Source organism: Pedobacter sp. BG31 (genome assembly GCF_042464845.1).
In the GTDB taxonomy this organism is placed as follows: Bacteria; Bacteroidota; Bacteroidia; order Sphingobacteriales; family Sphingobacteriaceae; genus Pedobacter; species Pedobacter suwonensis.
Map to the genome: position 1 here is coordinate 80,114 of NZ_JBHNZK010000006.1, position 19,416 is coordinate 99,529.

A 19,416-nucleotide genomic window follows, 5' to 3' on the forward strand; every position below is an offset into this window, starting at 1 on the left:
ATCGGCCTTAAAAGGGGATTAAAGTTGCTGACCTGCTTGCGCTCTTTTCCAAACGAGTGCAAGAATAGGTATACGGTTTCATCGTTTGTAAACGATATGCTATTTAACGCTCGTTAGAAACGAGTGTTAGCGGGATTCGAAATGAGCGTGAGCGAAACCGTAAATGTGCAGCCACCCTGATCTGGATTTTTAATGGTGATCTCGCCTTTAAGCAAATCAATAATTTTTTTAGACATATAAAGCCCCATACCTTCGCCATGCTGGCCATGTTCTTTTGCACGGGTATAAAAAGGGTTAAAGATATCTGCCTGATCATCAACTGAAATTCCCTGTCCATGATCTATGATGTGGATAAAAACATGGTTTTTACGGGTTTCAACCTGGATATTTACTTCTTGGTTATTGGAAAATTTAAAAGCATTTGAAATGATATTATCCAGGGCAATTTGTAACAAAGTGGCATTGGCCAATATTTCAGGTTTGGTAGTGATGGGCGTTTGATAAGTAATGTTAAGGTCAAGACCTTTCTGCATTTTCCATTCGGTTTGAATTTTAGCGAGCAGGTCATCAAGTTTGATCGGAGCAAGTTGAGAATTGATCAGATCAAGATCCATTTTTGCCAGGGCCACCAAACCTGTAATGATGTGTTCCATTTTTTCTGCATCTTCAAGCATCGAAATAATCACTTTTTGATAAGCGGCCTGATCTCTTTCTTTTGATAGGGCAAGTTCAGCGTTCATCATAATCCGCGTAACGGGCGTTCGAAGTTCATGTGAAGCATTGGCTACAAAGGTTTTCTGCAATATAAAAGCCTGTTCGAGTTCTTCCATTAAATGATTAAAGCTCTGTGCAATGAGATTAATCTCGTCCTTATTGTGATGTTCTTCTACTCTAAATTGCATGTTTTGAGCGCTTGCCTGTTTTACTTCGAGCATAAATTTTTGCAGCGGTTTCAGCATCTTCTGGGCAATCCACCTGCTCAATAATAATACGATAAGCGAGATAAGGATAAAGATAAAAATCATGATCTTCAACAACTTGTCTAGCCTGTTGTGTGAGCCCTGGTCGTCGGCCGAAGCGAGGATAACGAAGTCGCCCTGGTTGTCCTCATAATAAATACCAACTACCTGTCGCTGACCGTCCGTATATTTTAAACGGCCTTTCCGCCGTACTTGATCAATGGTTGCAGGGGTCCAATATTGGGCAGTATCGCCGATAAAAGTAGCCCTGTTCTTTTGATCATAAATGCGAATTACTTCGCTGTTCAATTTTTGAAGATATTTGTGGCGTACTGTATTTAATGCATCTCTACTGATTTCATCCGCTTCGAGGTACAGTTTAGCAGTTACCATGGTGCGGTCGGTAAGGCGTTCGAAGAAATCGGCCTCTAAAAATTTCATAAAGGTAAAATATACTGTGCAAAGCACGGCGAAGAGCATTGAAGTGCTGATCAGCGTAAAATATAGTGCTATCCGGTCCTTTATTTTCATCTATTTTAGGATATATCCCATATTGATTTTGGTATGGATGAGTTTGCGTTCAAAACCCTTTTCGATTTTTTTTCGCAGAAAATTAATGTATACATCAATTACATTGGTACCGGTTTCGAAACTGATGTCCCACGCTTGCTCGGCTATAAATTGTCTTGAGAGCAAACGGTTGGGGTTGCGCATAAAAAGTTCGAGCAGGATAAATTCTTTGGCGCTTAATTCGATCGGTTTACCCGCACGGCTTACCTCTTTGCTGTAGCGATCAAGTACGAGGTCTTCAAAATATAATTTATGGTCTGTTTTATTTTCAACAGGTGGCTGTCTGCGTAATAGGGCTGCAACCCTGGCCAAAAATTCTTTCAGGTGAAAGGGTTTGACGAGATAATCATCGGCACCGGCCTCTAAACCGGTAACTTTATCATCAATAGTACCCATTGCCGTAAGCATGAGGATTGGTATGTGTAAAACATTTTCTCTGAGGTGTTTACAAAGCTGTATGCCGTTTAAGCCAGGCATCATTACATCGATAATCAACAGGTTAAAACTTTCCCTTAAAAAAATCTCCAGCGCGTCAATTCCATTGGCTACGGTAAGTACCTGATAATTATTTTCTTCGAGTGCCGACTTCAAAAGTTCAGCAATTTTAGGGTCGTCTTCAGCTATTCCGATCTTTAGCATTTAACAAAAGTAACCATCTCATCTTAAAAAGGGATTAAAATAGGGGTTTTTCCGTTACCTTAGGGATTGAAATTAATCTCATCCTCTCATAATGGATAATTAGGTTGCATAGGATTGCGGTTATATTGGATGCTATCGTTCATTGTCTCACCAACCGAAACGAAATTATATTAAAACAGCTATATTTTTATGTTCGAAAAATTTGACCAGACCAATTATCATCAACTTTGTGATTTGTTAGGTGGCCATCATCCGGATTTGCAACTGATTTTGGATCGATATGGGTATCCACCCTTTTGGTCGCGTCCAAATACTTTCGAATCGTTAGTGCATATTATTCTTGAACAACAGGTTTCTCTGGCTTCGGCATTGGCCGCAATGAATAAACTAAAAGAAAAAATTGATGAGGTTACTCCTGCAAGGGTGTTATTGCTCACTGATCAGGAATTAAGGGAATGTTATTTTAGCAGGCAAAAAACGGCATATGTTCGCCATTTGGCCGAAAATATCGTTAGCGGGGCATTGTCTTTGAGTGAAATGGAGAAAATGGACGACCTAACCGTAAGAAACCAGCTTAAAAGAGTTAAGGGGATTGGCGATTGGACCGTAGATATTTACCTGATTTTTATGCTGCACCATCAGGATATTTTCCCGATAGGAGATCTGGCTGCCGTAAACTCGTTAAAGAAAGTAAAAAGCTTGTCAGCAGGGTTGGGTAAAGAGGAAGTGTTATTGGTGGCAGAGCAATTTAAACCTTATCGCACTATTGCCACCATGCTGTTGTGGCATGCGTATTTAGCAGAGAGGAAGCAGAAATAAATCCACCCTTGCTGGTTTATAGCGCCTGGATTTTAACCACATGGTATGTGTATTCATCAACATGTTCATTTAATTATTCTCAGTTACAGTATAGATATTCAAAACCAATAGATCAGGAAGAGGGTGTAACATAACGTTGTTCCTTAAAAAAATGTTAAAGCTCATTCAGGATAAATTTTCTCTTTAAGATTTGTTAATAATAAGGGAATATGCAGCTGGTAGCTTTGCTGCGAAAAAAGCAGCATCCCTTGAGCGAAATTTTACTTTCATCTTTACAGCGCGGAAGCCATCAGGCTATGGAGGAAATCTACCAGGCATATTGGTCAGATATTTTTGATGCTGCGCTCAAAAAGACGGGTGATGAAGCGCTTGCGCAGGATATTACCCAGGAAATTTTTATCTCACTTTGGGAAAATCATAAAACGATTAACCTCTCCTCCAGTTTGGGGGCTTACCTGCATGGCGCTGTAAAATATAAAGTGATCAACTATTTTAGATCAGGTAAACTCAAAGCGCAGCATCAAACAGCGCTTAGTGCTTTAATGGATGAAAAAGAGACGATTGCTGCCGATGATAAACTCCTTTTAAAGGAGCTTCATCTTGAAGTGGATTCTGCCATTGCATTGCTGCCTGAAAAAATGCAAATGGTTTTCTCAATGAGCAGAAAACAAGATAAATCGATAAAAGAAATTGCATCAGAACTGGATATTTCGGTTCAGACTGTAAAAAATCAGCTCTCCGCTGCTTTAAAATTGCTCAAAAAAAGCCTGTCTTATATCATATTAATTACTGTATTGATTGGCTTAACATAAAGTTAATTTACTGATAACATTTTTGGTTAGTACCATTCTGCTTTTCAACTGACATGTATGTAAATGACAGAAGAACAGGCAAAGGAACTGCTGCAAAAATATCTCAATGAGCAGGCAAGTCCACAAGAGCAAAAAAAGGTTGAAGAGTGGTATGCCACATTCCAGGTAAAAGATGTGGTTGTACCTGCCGACCGTAAAGCTGCAATAGGTGCGCAAATGTTTGCCCAACTTCAGGTTGCTATGCGCAGGAAGTTAACAATTGGCAGCGTATTCAAACTCGGATCTTTTATCAGGGTTGCCGCCGCCATACTCTTGATGGTTACAGTGGGGGTTGTTATTTGGAAACTGAATACTGAAATACCGTCTGAAAATCAGATAACCGTAATTAACAGAGCTACGCAGCAGAAGCGAATTATCTTGCCCGATGGTTCGGTTGTATTATTAGGCCCTTCGGCAAAACTCTGCTATCCTAAAATATTTGCTTCAAACAGCCGCCAAATCGAACTTGAAGAGGGTGAGGCATTTTTCGATATAACCCATCAGGAGAAAAGACCATTCACCGTGCATACAAGTGCTGGTGTAAACATTAGCGTTTTGGGTACCTCTTTTAAAATAAAATCTTATCAGGCCAGTAAGCATCTTGAGGTTGCCGTGGTTACGGGTAAAGTTGCGGTCAGCAATCCAAAAGGCAACCTGGGTACGCTGGTTAAGGACGAGTCTTTAACTTATGATAAAAATAACGGTCGTACTGCCATCCGCAAAAGTAAAACGTCTGCTGTTATCAAATATGCTTTTGATGGAGCAACGCTTGATCAGGTGGTTACTAAACTCCAATATGTATACAGCATTAAAATTCTATTAAACGATAGCGCTCTAGGCAAACTTAAAACAACTGCATCTTTTAGCAGCACACAATCACCGGAGGAGATTCTGGATATTCTCTGCAGTCTGCACCACCTCAGGTTCAACGCATCAAAAAATCATAAATCATTTAAAATATACAGATGAGATAAGGATATGATATAGAATTATGTACGGTTACTGGTAAGACCAGGTGCCGCAATCTCTCTTCCTGGCAACAAAGCCAGCATAAATAAAGCTTTACAAAAACAAAATCAAACAAATTAAGCAATGAAAACAACCTCCGCCAAGCGGACACCAGCTCTTTATAAGATCATGAAATACTCATGTTTAACATTTACAATTCTCTGCATTTTTTGTAGCTCAATCCTCGCTTCGGCAGGTATGGCACAGAAACTAGAGAAAACCAGGGTTAGCCTTACTATAGGTAAAGGCCGCAAGATTACCGAGATCATCAAAGAAATCGAATCACGTACCGGACTCAGTTTTGTGTATAATCCAGATCAGCTACAACAAAAAAACATGTTGGTAAGCGGCGATTTTACCAGCGAGCCTGTAAGGTCGCTTTTAGACAGACTTGGTTTGCAGGTGCTGGAAAAAGGCGGATATGTGATTTTAAACAACGCCGTAATGAATAAACCAGACCGGATAATTACAGGAATAGTAAGAGATACAACAGGTTTGGCACTTCCGGGCGTATCTGTAAAAGTATTAGGCACACAAAGTGGTACCATTACCGATGGAAACGGTGCTTATCGCATTGCAGTTGGTGCTGATGCATTGCTTTCATTTTCTATGATCGGTTACCAGACCAGGGAAGCAAAAGTAGGCGAAGAACAGGTCATTAACATGGTTTTGAAAGAAGAACGCTCTACACTTGCTGATGTTGTAGTTGTGGGTTACGGTACGCAGAAAAAAGAAACCCTAACCGGGGCAATCAGTATTGTTGGGTTGGATAAACTTTCTTCACGTTCATTAAACAGTGTTGGGGAAGTATTGGCCGGAAAATCACCAGGTGTGATCGTGACCAATGAGGGCGGCGACCCAACATCTGCACCACGTATCAATATCCGCGGATCGGGTGGTATTAATGGAGAAAATGTACTTTATGTAATCGATGGTTCTATATTTTCAGGTACGCCACAGCTTAATCCTAATGATATCGAATCAATTTCAGTCTTAAAAGATGGATCTGCTGCCATTTACGGCGCAAGGGCTTCGGGCGGTGTAGTATTAATTACCACCAAAAAAGGCAAAAGCGGGAAAATGCAGATCAGTTTTGACGCTAAATTGGGCCAACAAAGCGCATGGAAAAAGCTGGAACCTTTAAATGCGCAACAACGCGCACAGGTGGCAGCGACGGCCGCAAAAAATGGCGGTAGCAATCTATTACCAGCTTTTGATCCGGCAAAGTATCCTGACGGGCAGATTACCCGCACCAACTGGATGGATGAGGTTTTTAGAACTGGATTATTACAGGATTACAACGCGGCGATAAATGGCGGGAGCGAAAAATCTAATTATTACCTCAGTTTTAATTACCGTAATGCTGAAGGGATTGTGTTAAATACCAAAACCAAACGTTACAATTTCAGGATCAATACCGAGCATGAAGTAACCGATTGGTTAAAAGTGGGCGAAAACCTTTCGTACAGCAGCACCAATGGAAATGGTGCCAATACCAGCAGCGATTATACCGGTGCTTTACTTTCAGCCATTTATTATCCTACAAATGCTACACCTTACAATGCCGACGGTAGTTTTGCGGGTTTGCCGGGGCCTTATGCCGGCGATTATGGTGATATTGTAAATCCTGTTGCCGATTTAATGCGTATTGATATCAACAATCCTGTAAATGTGTTGGTAATTAATCCTTATGCTAATATTAAATTGGCCAAAGGTTTAACTTTCAGGTCTAATTTAAGCATTACCAAAACAGACGCATCATTTAAAAGCTTTACACCTAAAAGACCTGAAGTAGGAAAGCCGGTATTGAGCAATAGTTTAGTGGAACGCAGTAACCGTAACAGCGATTTACTAACAGAACAAGTGTTAAACTATAAAGGTACTTTTGGTAATCATCAAATTGATCTTACAGGAGGGTATTCATTTCAAAAAACACAGCTCCGTAGTTTATATTCTTCAGGCTCTGGTTTTGACGATGAATCAGTACAATATAGATATCTAATGAATGCCACGGTTATACAGCCTTCTTCGAGCGGTTATAATGCACAGGCGCTTTCGTCACTGTTTTTAAGGGCAAACTACAACTATCGCGAAAAATACCTGTTCTCGTTAATCAGTCGCCGTGATGGATCATCTTTGCTCTCTAAAAATAACAGAACCAGAAATTATGGTTCGGCTTCGGTTGGATGGGTAATGAGCAAAGAAGATTTTCTTAAAGATATAAATTGGTTAAATGAACTGAAATTAAGAGGTAGCTATGGTTTTCTTGGTAATTTAGGAACACTTACCTCTGATGCGGTTAATCCATTATTAATGCCGACACAAAGTTATTTCGGACAAACACCAGCTTTACAAAATGGTTATGTTCAAACGGTTTTGGCCAATCCTAACATAGCATGGGCTGAATCTAAACAAACCAATTTTGGTGTTGATGTAGCGGTATTGGGACGTTTCAATCTTACTGGAGATTATTTTATCAAAGAAATCGATAAAATGATCCTGACCAGGACATTACCTGGAACGGCAGGTTTAAATACGCAGATCATTAATGCAGGTAAGGTAAAAGATAAAGGCATTGAACTAGGATTAACTTATAACAGCGATAAAAATGCAGCCTTCACTTACTCGGTAAACGCAACTTTAACGAAAGTAAATAACAAAATAGAAGAACTTATACCGGGTATGGAAAACCAGGTGGTATCCACCAATTTCCGTAACGAGGTTGCACCGTTGACCAATAGGGTTGGACAGGCGCTCTACAGTTACTATGTGTTAAAAACCGATGGTATTTTTCAAAGTCAGGCAGAAGCCGATAACTATAAAAATGCGAAGGGACAAAAAATCCAGCCGAATGCAAAAGCAGGTGATTTTAAATTTGTAGATATCAACGGCGATGGGTCAATTGATAGCAAAGACCGGTATTTTGCAGGCAGCGCCTATCCTGATTTCTCTTACGGATTGAGTTTCAATGCAAGTTATAAAAATTTCGATTTCAATATTTTTGCTCAGGGTGTTCAGGGTAATAAGTTGTTTAATGCGGTAAAACGTACTACTTATAGTGCTTCCGGACCTTCCTATAACAAACTGGTTGGTATTTTGGATGCCTGGTCGCCGGAGAATCCGGGGGGCAAAGTGCCGATTATTTCAACCAGCGATGCCAACGGAAACTTTGCAGCTTCTGATTTTTATATAGAAGATGGCTCTTATCTGCGTATCCGCAACGTAACCTTGGGTTATAGCCTGCCAAAATCGATCGCTAACAAGTTAAAAACAGGCGGTGTCAGGATTTATGCTACGGCAAACAATCTTTTCACCATTACTAAATATTCAGGCTTCGATCCCGAAATCGGAATGGACAACAATGGAGTGGATGTTGGCCGTTATCCTCAAGCCAGAAGTTTTATCCTGGGTTTAAGCGTAAATTTATAATCACAACAACAATGAAAAAGAATTTAAAATATATGGCATTTGCCGCCCTTGCTGTTTTCTCTTCATGCACAAAACAGCTTGATATTACACCGGAAGGTTCTCCATCGGCGCAGAATTTCTGGAAAACTAAAGAGGACGCCCTGAAAGCCGAAGGCGGAATGTACGAACTCTACAATGCAGAGGATTTTTATGGTCGCGGGATGTTCTGGTTTATCAATGCCAGCGATGATATGGTTACCGGCCGTAACAAGCCAGAGGCTGATAACATTAAAAACTTTAACCGTACATATGTAGGCGGTGGTTATACGGAAACGCAGTGGAGCATGCGTTATGCCATTATCAAACGTGCCAACGATATCATCACCAATGTGCCCAATATCAATATGGATGAAAGTTTGAAGAAACAGATTATTGGTGATGCTTATTTCAATGCAGGTTTGGTCTATTTTCAGCTGGCTGCAAATTACGGAAACGATAAAGCAGGTGTGCCGATTGTGAAACCCGAAACCGACGCATCGCAGGCAATTCCCCGCGCCAGCAATGTAAATGAAAACTATGATTATATTATTTCGCTTCTTTTAAAAGCGGCTGACAATCTTCCATTTTTTTCGGCAATGAAACCTGCTGATTATGGTAAAGCACATAAAACGGCAGCATGGGCTTATTTATCTAAGGTATATCTATTCAAAAAAGATTATGCCAATGCGGCTAAATACGCAGATATGGTAATCAACTCCGGGCAGCATGATTTAATCAGTACAGGTTTTGCAGATGTTTTTAAAGCTTCAAATAACTGGTCTAAAGAGTATATCTGGTCGGTAGTATGTACACCTAGCGGAGGCGGAACCGGCTGGGGAAGCAAACTCCCTGGAGTAATGTTAACGAATAAAGCCTGGGGTATTTATAACGGATGGGGCTATTACCTGCCAACCAAAGAACTTTACGATTCATACGAAGCTGGCGATCAACGCAGGGAAGCAACTATTTTAAAACCTGGTGATAAATTCATGTTTTTTGGCGCAGAACGCACCTTTACTAAAGATGGAGGGGCAACTTCAAATTACCAGTTTAAAAAATACATGGAGCCATTTTCTTATGCCAACCCGATCCCAACCCATGTTAACCCCAACGGAGATAATGGAACAACTGATTTAAATGTACCCTTAATGCGTTATGCAGAAGTATTGCTGATTAAAGCAGAAGCTGCCATTAACCTGAGCGGTGCGGGCGCGGGCGATACCGAACTGAACAAAATCAGGCTGCGGGCCGGTTTAGGGGCTAAAACGGGAATGACTATAGATGACCTTAAACGCGAACGCAGAAATGAGCTTGCCGGAGAATGGGCAGATCGTCACCGCGATTTAGTGAGATGGGGCGATGCGCAAGCTACATATGCCAAACCTTTGCACGATTATGATGGCAGTGTGATCTGGCCGGCAAGAACTTTCAATCCACAGGTACACGATGTTTGGGCCGTACCACAAAGAGAAATTGATAACAGTGCGGGTGTAATTAAACAAAACCCAGGATGGTAAAAAAAATAGCAATAAACTTTGCGGCAATGGCCTTTGTGCTGGGGCTGCAAAGTGCATCTGCCCAGGTGAGGCTAAACGCGAACCATGGGCATAGTCACAATGATTATAAGCAGGATATTCCGCTTCTTACTGCATATTATGCCGAAATGGGATCCATTGAGGCAGACGTTTTTTTAAAAGATGGTGAATTGTATGTCGCACATGAAGCTTCAGAAATTAAGCCGGGTTTTACACTTAAAAAAATATACCTCGATCCGCTGGCCAGCTTTTTTAAAGCAAAAGGAAATCATCCTTACACCAATGCGGCCTTAAGGTTGCAACTGGTAGTTGACGTAAAAGAAGATTACCAACATGTACTCCCGGTATTGCTGAAAGAGCTTGAAGCTTATGGAGAAGTATTTGATGCCAAAAAGAATGCTAATGCCATTAAAGTGGTAATTAGTGGCGATATGCCTGCCCCGGCAGATTTTAAAAATTATGATGAAAAATTATCTTTTGATGGCAGACCAACAACCATTTACACCAATGCACAATTAGGAAGGGTAGCAATGATCAGCGATGATTTGAAAAATCATACCATATGGAATGGAAAGGGCAACCCGACCAAAACCGATGAATTGAAAATTAGGTCTACAATAGAACAGGCACATCAGAAAGGCAAACCTTTCCGGTTCTGGGCTTCACAGGATAGTCCGAATACCTGGATTGTGCTCGAAAGGTTAGGCGCTGATTGGATTAATACCGATAAACCAACCAAACTGAAAGATTTTTATCTGAATCAGGATAAATTGAGTTATACCAATCCAAAGCCGTATACAACCTACACACCCACATACAAAACCGACGGGCAGAATAAGGCGCCAAAAAAAGTCATCTTGTTAATTGGTGACGGGATGGGACTGGCTGCCATCCATGCGGGTTTGATTGCCAATCACGGTGAGCTGAACATGGCCAAATTCCATTACATCGGCTTTTCTGAAACCGCTGCTGCCGATGCCGGAAACACCGATTCTGCCGCGGGCGGGAGTGCCATGGCCATAGGTTATAAAACCAATAACCGTTACATTGGAATGGGACCTGATGATCAGAATAAAACCAATTTGGTAGATACCTTATCTGCTTTCGGTATTAAAAGTGGCATCATCACAGCCGGCGACCTGACTGATGCCACGCCAGCGGTATTTTACGCGCATCAGCTCGACCGATCTTATAACGGCGCAATTGCGAGTGATCTGTTGACCAGCAAGGCCGAAGTTTTAGTTGGTTCTAACCGCAAAGCTTTCGAGCAAAATAAAAACAGCAGGCTTTTGGCTGATTTAAAAGCTAAAGGTTTTCACTTAACCAATAATCTGACTGATTTTGAAAAGCAGGATGAAGGTAAACAATTGGTTTTGCTGGATGATTCTGCCACCAGGCCGGTTATAAAAGGCCGTGGCGATATGCTTAAAAATTCCTTATCACACACCCTGCAGATTTTATCGAAAAACAAACCTGGTTTCTTTATCATGGCTGAAGGTGCGCAGATTGATTACGGTGGTCATAGCAACGATCTGCCTTATCTGGTTACCGAATTTCACGACTTCGACCGTACCGTTGCCGAGGCACTGCGCTTTGCTGATCAGGACGGCGAAACATTGGTTATTGTAACTGCCGATCATGAAACAGGTGGACTAACACTTTTAGATGGCGATGCCGATAAAGGAATGGTGAGGGGCGAATTTAGTACCAACGATCATACGGGGATCATGGTTCCGGTTTTCGCTTATGGCCCTGGTGCACAAAATTTCAACGGTGTTTATCCCAATAATCAAATTTTTCATAAAATTATTCAAGCCTTTCATCTGGTAAAAGCTAAATAAGTAAATAAGGAAAAAATATCCCTATAGCGGTTTCTGTACCTACTACAGCGCCGCTTTTTTCTTAATCTAGCATCATAATTACAATACTCGTTTTAAATAATAAAAAACTGATGGAAAGAAGATCTGCACTCAAAAGTATCGGTGGCCTTTTTTTGCTGCCAGCATTGTCGAAAGTTTCGTTAACCACTGAGAAAAAGCCTGTTTTAAGGCTTGCGCATCTTACAGATGTACACCTGAAGAACCAGTTTAATGCACCGGCAAGATTTGCCAGATGTTTGCACCATTTACAGGCACAATTGCCAAAAGTAGATCTGATTTTAAATGGTGGAGATATTGTTTTCGATATGAACCAAGAAAATATTGGTGCCATTAACGGCCAATGGAAACTGGTACAGGAAACCATGAAAAACGAATGTAGCATCCCTGTAAGTTATTGTTTGGGTAACCACGATATCTGGTGGAATGAAGATAGCAAAGGCGAAGTTTTTTATGGGAAGAAATACGCTATGGATAAATTGCAGTTGGTTAAACCTTATTACAGCCTGATACAGAACGGATGGAAAATCATTGTGCTGGATAGTACCCATTTGGATATAGACAATACCTGGTATATTGGTAAACTTGGTGATGAGCAATTCAACTGGTTAAAAAACGAACTGGAAAATACCGGTAAAACCATGCCGGTGATGGTGATGTCCCATATTCCAATCCTTACTGCGTTATTGATGATAGAAGATAATGTTGTGAACAAATGGACGATGTTGGGTGGAGATATGCATACCGATACCGCTAAAATTATTCATCTTTTTTACTCGCATCCCAATGTAAGATTGTGTTTAAGCGGTCATTTGCACATGCGCGATAAAGTGGTCTATAACAATGTAACCTATCTCTGTAATGGTGCGGTATCTGGTGCCTGGTGGGAGGGGAACAGAAGAGAAACTGCACCTGGCTACGGAATAATCGATTTATACGCTGATGGTAGCTTTGAGGAGCAATATATGGAGTATTGATGAATGAATTTAACCTGCTGTGCAACGCGATGTACCGGCCATTAAATAGTTGGTATTTTTTTTTGAACGCTTTTTGAAAATGCATAAAACAGAAATTTCGTCTGATTAATACTTAAACAGTTACCGTAATTTTACCCTTTTTATGTCTTTCTATATGGATTCGGATTAAGATATGTTAAGTTTGGTGTAACCTATCTAAATTTGCTTATGTATTATAGTTGTGCAATTGTTGACGATGAACAGCACGCCATAGATGTACTTCTTGATTATATTGAAGACACACATTTTTTAAAATTAGCTGATGCCTTTGATAATCCTGTTGACGCATTAAAAACAATTAGTGCGGGCGACCAAATCGACTTTCTTTTTTTGGACATTGATATGGATGGGATGAAAGGTACTGAACTATCTCAGCATCTCCGTTCTAAAGCGAGGTTCGTAATCTACGCTTCCTCTCACCTGGAAAATGAAGTGAGGAGAATAGACTCTAATTTTGAATGTTATCTCGGCAAGCCGATTTCAATGAAGCGTTTTTACCGGTACAATTGATAAACTGTTACGACTTAATAATTTGCCGATAAACAATTGATATCGCTATGATCCAACTTACTTACCTTTTTGAACAGGAACTTTCAGCAGCTATACCCTATCAAATGATGCGCGCAGGTATGACAGATCCCTGGTTGGTTATATCCGGATGTAAGGTATTAGGTATTATTGATCAAGTTGAAGGAAACTGGACCCAGATTGTAGGTGAAGATATTCCCCCGTTGGTTATTGAAAAGATGGGTGATTTAATAGATACGCAGCAGTTTAGCTGGTTACCCGATTTAATCAAAAAACAATGGCCAAGGTATGTGCTTGATGTGATTGTAGAAAATTTGCAGCGTTATGAAATAATCTGCCATAGAGAGGCTTGTACCAAAAGTTTTAAACAACGTTTTACATTGGGCATCCATGCATTGGCCGAGCGGGAATCGGCCCTTGTTTTTAACATACGCTGCTTTCAGAAATCAGATTCTTACCAGGTAATCAAAGCTCCGGCAATAGACCGGTATGTTTAACCTCTCCGGATATGTTCACCTGAAGACCTGAATTCGATCATTATTGAATTAAAATACGGTTTCATAAACTTTCCATATCGGACCATTCTTCAGGCTGAAACTTGTTTTTACAGGTAGAAATAATATTTACAATGACTTGTAGCTACTTCGTAGTTTGCGTCTTTTTAGCAGGAACGACACTGAAATGAATTACTTTCGATGAGCTTGCCTAACGCTCGGTTTAGTGTATACCTTTCCGCTGCGCTCCCGGTCAGCGTTTGACGGCTCCTTAATCGAAAAGCTTTTACAAGCTGCGGAGAAGCAGTATTTATAATCAACAATTTATTTGCTCAGCTACTATAATGCTCTTATTGAACCTGATTTCAACCAAAAATAAGCGAAACATCGGTTGTATTAATATTGGTTTATTTTAAGATGTCGCTGTAATATTTAAATTTGACCCAATAAAACAATTCTTAGATGACCTTTGCAGAAAAATTACAGGCCGTACGCCAATTAATGTTCGCTCAACAAGTAGATGCTTATATTATTACCGCTGCAGATCCGCACATTAGTGAGTACTTACCTGCACATTATAAGGCCATTTCCTTCGCCTGTGGATTTACAGGCTCTGCCGGAACGCTGGTTATTACTCAGGATTTTGCCGGTTTGTGGACCGATTCGAGATATTTTACACAGGCCGAAGCACAATTGACAGGTACTGGTTACGAACTGGTAAGACTAAAAGTGCCGCACACCCCGGAGTATATCAGTTGGTTATGCGAGGTGCTGCCGAGAGGAGCAAAGGTAGGTTTTAATTACGAACTCATCACAGTGGCATTGGCCCGGGAGTTACAGCATAATTTGGCTCAGGATGAAATAGAAACAATCCATGTTGATTTTATTAGCGACATCTGGCAGGATAGGGTAGGGCTGCCTGTAGAAAATGCTTTTTTAATCAATGAGGAAGCTGCAGGACTTAGCATTTCAGCTAAAATTAATGAGGTGAGGACAGTTTTAAGCATAAATAAAGCAGATTATCATTTAATTTCATCACTTGATGATATTGCCTGGTTGTTTAATTTACGCGGGCAAGACGTAGATTATAATCCGGTAACTTTAAGTTTTGCTTTAATAACACCGGAAGAGGTTAAACTATTTATAGACAAACAAAAGCTATCGCAAACGGATATCCAGACATTAAATCAGCAAGGTGTAGCACTGCATCCCTATACTGAAGTGGCTGCAGCACTAAAAGAACTACCAGAAGATATCCGGATTTTTATTGATCCAAAACGTACCTGTTTCGGCTTATTTGAATGTTTGCCAAAAGGTGGTAAAATCATTTCAGGTATTAATCCGAGCACAAATTTAAAAAGTTTAAAGAACGATACCGAAATTAAGCATATCCGGAAAGCAATGTTGCATGACGGTGTAGCTCTGACGAGGTTCTTTAAATGGATGGAAGAGCGTTCAGGTAAGGAACAGATTACAGAATGGTCTGCGGCAGAAAAACTGGCTTCATTCAGAGCAGAACAAGAATCTTTCGTAGGTTTGAGTTTTAATACCATAGCGGGTTACAATGCAAACGGTGCATTGCCACACTATAACGTAACAGCAGAAAGCAATCAGGAAATTTTAGATGATGGTTTGTTTCTTGTCGATTCAGGAGGACAATATTTATACGGCACAACCGATATTACCAGGGTGATGCCCATTGGTAAATGTTCTGCAACCCAGGCCGATGATTATACTTTAGTGCTAAAAGGGTTAATAGAAGGCTCTAAACTAATTTTTCCGGAAGGTACCAAAGGTTATCAGATCGATTCGATCTGTAGAAAACCGCTGTGGGAACATGCTATAAATTTTGGGCATGGAACCGGACATGGAATAGGCTTTTTTCTGAATGTACATGAAGGACCTCAGAATATTAGTCCGGCTAATGTAGACGTAGTTTTTAAATCAGGCATGGTAACCTCCATTGAACCTGGTATTTATCGCCCGGGAAAACACGGCGTACGCATTGAAAACCTTGTTTTATGTGTACCTGGCAGCAGTAGTGAATTTGGCAACTTTCTCACTTTCGAAACCTTAACCTTGTGTTTTATCGATACCACTATCATCAATAAAACGCTTTTATCGGCAGATCAGATCGAGTGGCTAAATCAATACAACCAGATGGTGTTCGAGAAGCTACAACCCATGCTGTTAGAGGAAGAAGCCAACTGGTTGAAAGGTAAATGTCAGCCTGTTTAATTATTTATTAACAGTAATATAAATAACGGTCGTAAATTCGAACGGTCGGAACCTCAATGTACAAACCGTACCAATACATTATCATTCCCAATCAGGTTGGGAATGATAATGCGGTGAGTAAATGTGCTTTTCACACCAATTTTTTCGAATAAGCTGACCTCTTAAGCTATCATCGTTGCTGAGATGGTCTTTTCAGCAGCCTATGCAATCCATCATATATTATCTGCGTTTTTTGCGTAATCTGCGGGAAACTAAATGGAGTTTAATATAAACTTTGTCAGTCTGAGCTTATCGAGGATCCTTCCACTTAGTGATCAGTTTTTTAATGTTCTTATATCCCCATGTGGTTAATATTTTGACCTAGGAAAGCAATTCCTGCTATTTACCATCTGATCTGCCATTCACTTATTTTAACAGGCCGAACTTACTATAAATACACCAATTCTTTACCGATTTTGCGCTATTTTAAAATTTCGGTGTACGCTTTACTTTTAAATTTTACTTTTGGTTAACTAAATTCACAAAATCTGCGTTTCGTCATGATTATTGAGCCAACAAAAAATAAATATTTATTCTTAAACACTTTTGTAGCAATATTTTGCTTTGTTTTATTTTTAGTGAATATTGAGGTTGTCCAGGCCCAGTCGCCTTGGCTTGCCTTAGGAAAAAGGCCTTCCACTTTAGGTTTGGAAAATGGTTTTTCATCTTATAATGCCGGGGCGTTTAATTTAAAGCTCGTTAAATCATCTCAAACCGTAGCAGGTCTCCAGCCAAAATTGGTTAAAGATTTCGATTTTGTACCCGGCGATAGTTTAAAAGTGCGGAGTTCAGATGGTCTGTACCACTTGGGCGATATCAATTTAAAATTACGCTACACTGGCGAAGAAGGCTGGAAGAGCTACAGCACTGCGGCAAAACGGAGTCCTGTAAAAAGCATCCAGGCAGGTAAAAATGCCCTTGCTGCTGCTGATCTTGCAGCTACACTTCCTGCTGATATTTCGTTACAGGTGAAACGGACCTGGGAAATGGTTAATGGGAAACTTGTACTGCGTTTCGAACTTAAAAACAAAACGGATCGAAACGTTGAAATTGGTGCATTGGGAATACCGATGATTTTTGACAATATTTTAGAAGGGCGTACACTGGAACAGACCCATGCCAAGAATGTATTTTATGATCCCTACATTGGAAAAGATGCCGGTTATTTACAGGTTACCCGCTTAAGCGGACATGCACCTTCTTTACTGGTTGCACCATTAGGGCATACACCATTTGAAGCTTACAATCCGCTTAATGACGACCGGACGCCAAGAGGAATTGCTTTTGAAGGTTTTTACGAATGGATGGTGTATAGTAAAGCCCATGCTGAAAACGAGTGGAAAAATGCCGAGCAATGGAACACCCCAACTTCAACAGTTTTAAAACCAGGCGAAAGCAGGAGTTACGCCCTTCAGTTTATTCTTTCGGGTACCGCGAAAGATATCGAGGATAAATTGATTGAAAACAAGAGACCGGTAGCCATATCTGTTCCGGGTTATGTGCTAGCCAGAGATGTTGAAGGGAAACTATTCATAAATTACCCCAAAAAGATAAAAGCTATTCAGGTTCAGCCCGAAAATGCCTTAAGAGTTGTGTCGTCAGGCTCAACCAAAAACGGTTGGAAAAGTTATTCGGTAAAGGGGAATACATGGGGAAGGGCGAGGTTATCCATTACTTATGAAGATGGCCTGGAACAAACCATAAACTACAAAGTGATTGATCCTGAAAGTAGTGTGATTGCGAGTTATGGTAATTTTTTAACTACCAGGCAGTGGTTTAACCAGCCGGATCCTGTTTTTAACAGAACTCCTTCGGTGATTACCTACGACAATGAAAAGCAACAGCAGGTAGTGCAGGATAACCGGGCATGGATTTCTGGTTTAAGCGATGAGGGAGGTGCAGGTTCTTGGTTAGGCGCAATCATGAAACAATTGGTACAGCCCAAAAAAGAAGAAGTAGATAAACTTAAACAATTTGTAGATAGCGTAATGTTTGGCAGGTTACAGCTTAAAAGCGGCCCCCAAAAATATGGTGTAAAAAAGAGCTTGTTTTACTATGCACCAGATTCACTTCCTAAGGGTACTTATGATGCAAACATTAACTTTAAAGTATGGTCTGCATGGCCAAAAAAAGAGGCTGATAACCTCGGCCGATCTTACAATTACCCGCATGTTGCAGCGGCCCACTGGGTGATGTACCGTTTGGCACGTAATTATAGAGGCCTTATAGCAGAGCAGAGCTGGAAACAACATCTTATTGATGCTGCCGAAACAGGTATGGCTATGGTTAATATTGCACCTTACTATTCAGAATTTGGCCAGATGGAAGGTACAGTATTCTATCTCATCTTAAACGACCTCAAAAATGAGGGATTAACCGCGGAAGCTACCCGGTTAGAAAATGAAATGAAAAAACGGGCCAACCACTGGCGCTCGTTGCAATATCCATTTGGTAGTGAAATGCCTTGGGATTCTACAGGTCAAGAAGAAGTTTACGTATGGTCGAGTTATTTTGGCTACCAGGATAAAGCAAATGTAACGCTTGATGCCATTTTGGCCTATATGCCTGTATTGCCGCACTGGGCGTACAATGGTAATGCCCGTAGGTACTGGGATTTTCTTTATGGCGGTAAACTTTCGCGTATCGAAAGGATGATCCATCATTACGGTTCAGCACTTAACGCCATTCCCGTTTTAATGGATTACCGTAAAAACCCTGGCGATTTCTATCTTTTACGAGCAGGTTATGGCGGCCTGTTGGGCGGCATTTCTAATATTACCCAGGAAGGTTTTGCGCCAGCAGCATTCCATGCTTATCCGTCAACTTTGAAAAATGACGGGATTACGGGCGATTATGGCTCAGGTTTTTTTGGTTACGCGGTTAATACTTCCTCTTACATTTTAAATCATCCTGAATTCGGATGGTTAGCTTTTGGTGGCAATCTGAATAAAACTGGCAATACGGTCAATGTCAAATTGACTACGGCAGCAAAATCATCAGTTTACATTGCGCCAGCAGGGCTTTGGATCAGTCTTGATGCCGGCACCATTGATGAAGTAAACTATAATACCATAAATGGTGAAATCCGGCTAAAACTTGCTAAAGCGGGTGAATATACGGCTAACGCCTTACTGCGGTTATCGCAACCTGCAAAAGTTAAAGGAACAGGTGTTTATTCAGTAAAAAGTAAAAGCACAGAGAAAAGGGGAGGGTATGAATTCCCGCTGGCAAAAGATCACACCACCGAAGTCATTCTTCAAAAATAATCAACCATCACCATCAAACATCTATCCGTGCTATCCGTAGCGTTTTGAAAGGCGCTACGGATGATGGAATAAAATAGAGTGTTTGACTCGTTGTTTCGCTATTGAATTTAAAACCAACACCATTCATTAA

The 19,416-nt window shown here is 40.7% G+C and carries 13 protein-coding genes; 11 read left to right on the top strand and 2 right to left on the bottom strand.

Annotation, left to right across the window (positions count from 1 at the left end; translation table 11 throughout):
* Positions 1-113: 113 nt before the first annotated feature.
* The gene (locus ACFE6N_RS09745; RefSeq protein WP_378935955.1) at positions 114-1,490 is read right to left on the bottom strand and encodes an ATP-binding protein; all 1,377 of its coding nucleotides are present in this window, start codon (positions 1,488-1,490) and stop codon (positions 114-116) included.
* Positions 1,491-2,168: a response regulator transcription factor gene (locus tag ACFE6N_RS09750; protein WP_378935957.1), complete on the bottom strand. Its 678-nt coding sequence runs from the start codon at positions 2,166-2,168 to the stop codon at positions 1,491-1,493.
* Positions 2,169-2,357: 189 nt separating this feature from the next.
* Here ACFE6N_RS09750 and ACFE6N_RS09755 point away from each other — a divergent pair, with 189 nt between their 5' ends.
* From ACFE6N_RS09755 to ACFE6N_RS09805, 11 genes are all read left to right on the top strand, one after another.
* Positions 2,358-2,987, top strand: a complete 630-nt coding sequence (locus ACFE6N_RS09755) for a DNA-3-methyladenine glycosylase family protein (protein ID WP_378935959.1) — start codon at positions 2,358-2,360, stop codon at positions 2,985-2,987.
* 248 nt (positions 2,988-3,235) lie between these two features.
* Positions 3,236-3,799 (top strand): RNA polymerase sigma factor, encoded by a 564-nt coding sequence (locus tag ACFE6N_RS09760; protein WP_378935961.1) that lies wholly within the window; start codon positions 3,236-3,238, stop codon positions 3,797-3,799.
* A gap of 63 nt (positions 3,800-3,862) precedes the next feature.
* The gene (locus ACFE6N_RS09765) at positions 3,863-4,807 is read left to right on the top strand and encodes a FecR family protein (protein WP_378935963.1); all 945 of its coding nucleotides are present in this window, start codon (positions 3,863-3,865) and stop codon (positions 4,805-4,807) included.
* Between the two features lie 237 nt (positions 4,808-5,044).
* The gene (locus ACFE6N_RS09770) at positions 5,045-8,275 is read left to right on the top strand and encodes a SusC/RagA family TonB-linked outer membrane protein (protein ID WP_378935965.1); all 3,231 of its coding nucleotides are present in this window, start codon (positions 5,045-5,047) and stop codon (positions 8,273-8,275) included.
* Positions 8,276-8,286: 11 nt separating this feature from the next.
* On the top strand, positions 8,287-9,810 hold the full coding sequence (locus tag ACFE6N_RS09775) for a RagB/SusD family nutrient uptake outer membrane protein (protein ID WP_378935967.1): 1,524 nt from the start codon (positions 8,287-8,289) through the stop codon (positions 9,808-9,810).
* Positions 9,804-11,669 (top strand): alkaline phosphatase, encoded by a 1,866-nt coding sequence (locus ACFE6N_RS09780; protein WP_378935969.1) that lies wholly within the window; start codon positions 9,804-9,806, stop codon positions 11,667-11,669. Before ACFE6N_RS09775 ends, ACFE6N_RS09780 begins: the two co-directional genes overlap by 7 nt.
* Positions 11,670-11,779: 110 nt before the next feature.
* The gene (locus tag ACFE6N_RS09785; RefSeq protein ID WP_378935971.1) at positions 11,780-12,682 is read left to right on the top strand and encodes a metallophosphoesterase family protein; all 903 of its coding nucleotides are present in this window, start codon (positions 11,780-11,782) and stop codon (positions 12,680-12,682) included.
* A gap of 207 nt (positions 12,683-12,889) precedes the next feature.
* The gene (locus ACFE6N_RS09790) at positions 12,890-13,231 is read left to right on the top strand and encodes a LytR/AlgR family response regulator transcription factor (protein ID WP_378935973.1); all 342 of its coding nucleotides are present in this window, start codon (positions 12,890-12,892) and stop codon (positions 13,229-13,231) included.
* A gap of 47 nt (positions 13,232-13,278) precedes the next feature.
* On the top strand, positions 13,279-13,746 hold the full coding sequence (locus ACFE6N_RS09795; RefSeq protein ID WP_378935975.1) for a hypothetical protein: 468 nt from the start codon (positions 13,279-13,281) through the stop codon (positions 13,744-13,746).
* Between the two features lie 459 nt (positions 13,747-14,205).
* A complete protein-coding gene (locus tag ACFE6N_RS09800) occupies positions 14,206-15,981 on the top strand; it encodes an aminopeptidase P family protein (RefSeq protein ID WP_378935977.1) in 1,776 nt (591 codons plus the stop codon).
* 539 nt (positions 15,982-16,520) lie between these two features.
* Positions 16,521-19,286: a DUF5695 domain-containing protein gene (locus ACFE6N_RS09805; RefSeq protein WP_378935979.1), complete on the top strand. Its 2,766-nt coding sequence runs from the start codon at positions 16,521-16,523 to the stop codon at positions 19,284-19,286.
* Positions 19,287-19,416 lie beyond the last annotated feature (130 nt).

Coding starts and splice junctions, on each gene's coding strand:
- ACFE6N_RS09755 (WP_378935959.1), top strand. CDS start 2,358: ATGTTCGAAAAATTTGACCAGACCAATTATCATCAACTTTGTGATTTG.
- ACFE6N_RS09795 (WP_378935975.1), top strand. CDS start 13,279: ATGATCCAACTTACTTACCTTTTTGAACAGGAACTTTCAGCAGCTATA.
- ACFE6N_RS09750 (WP_378935957.1), bottom strand. CDS start 2,168: ATGCTAAAGATCGGAATAGCTGAAGACGACCCTAAAATTGCTGAACTT.
- ACFE6N_RS09800 (WP_378935977.1), top strand. CDS start 14,206: ATGACCTTTGCAGAAAAATTACAGGCCGTACGCCAATTAATGTTCGCT.
- ACFE6N_RS09765 (WP_378935963.1), top strand. CDS start 3,863: ATGACAGAAGAACAGGCAAAGGAACTGCTGCAAAAATATCTCAATGAG.
- ACFE6N_RS09805 (WP_378935979.1), top strand. CDS start 16,521: ATGATTATTGAGCCAACAAAAAATAAATATTTATTCTTAAACACTTTT.
- ACFE6N_RS09775 (WP_378935967.1), top strand. CDS start 8,287: ATGAAAAAGAATTTAAAATATATGGCATTTGCCGCCCTTGCTGTTTTC.
- ACFE6N_RS09790 (WP_378935973.1), top strand. CDS start 12,890: ATGTATTATAGTTGTGCAATTGTTGACGATGAACAGCACGCCATAGAT.
- ACFE6N_RS09780 (WP_378935969.1), top strand. CDS start 9,804: ATGGTAAAAAAAATAGCAATAAACTTTGCGGCAATGGCCTTTGTGCTG.
- ACFE6N_RS09785 (WP_378935971.1), top strand. CDS start 11,780: ATGGAAAGAAGATCTGCACTCAAAAGTATCGGTGGCCTTTTTTTGCTG.
- ACFE6N_RS09745 (WP_378935955.1), bottom strand. CDS start 1,490: ATGAAAATAAAGGACCGGATAGCACTATATTTTACGCTGATCAGCACT.
- ACFE6N_RS09770 (WP_378935965.1), top strand. CDS start 5,045: ATGGCACAGAAACTAGAGAAAACCAGGGTTAGCCTTACTATAGGTAAA.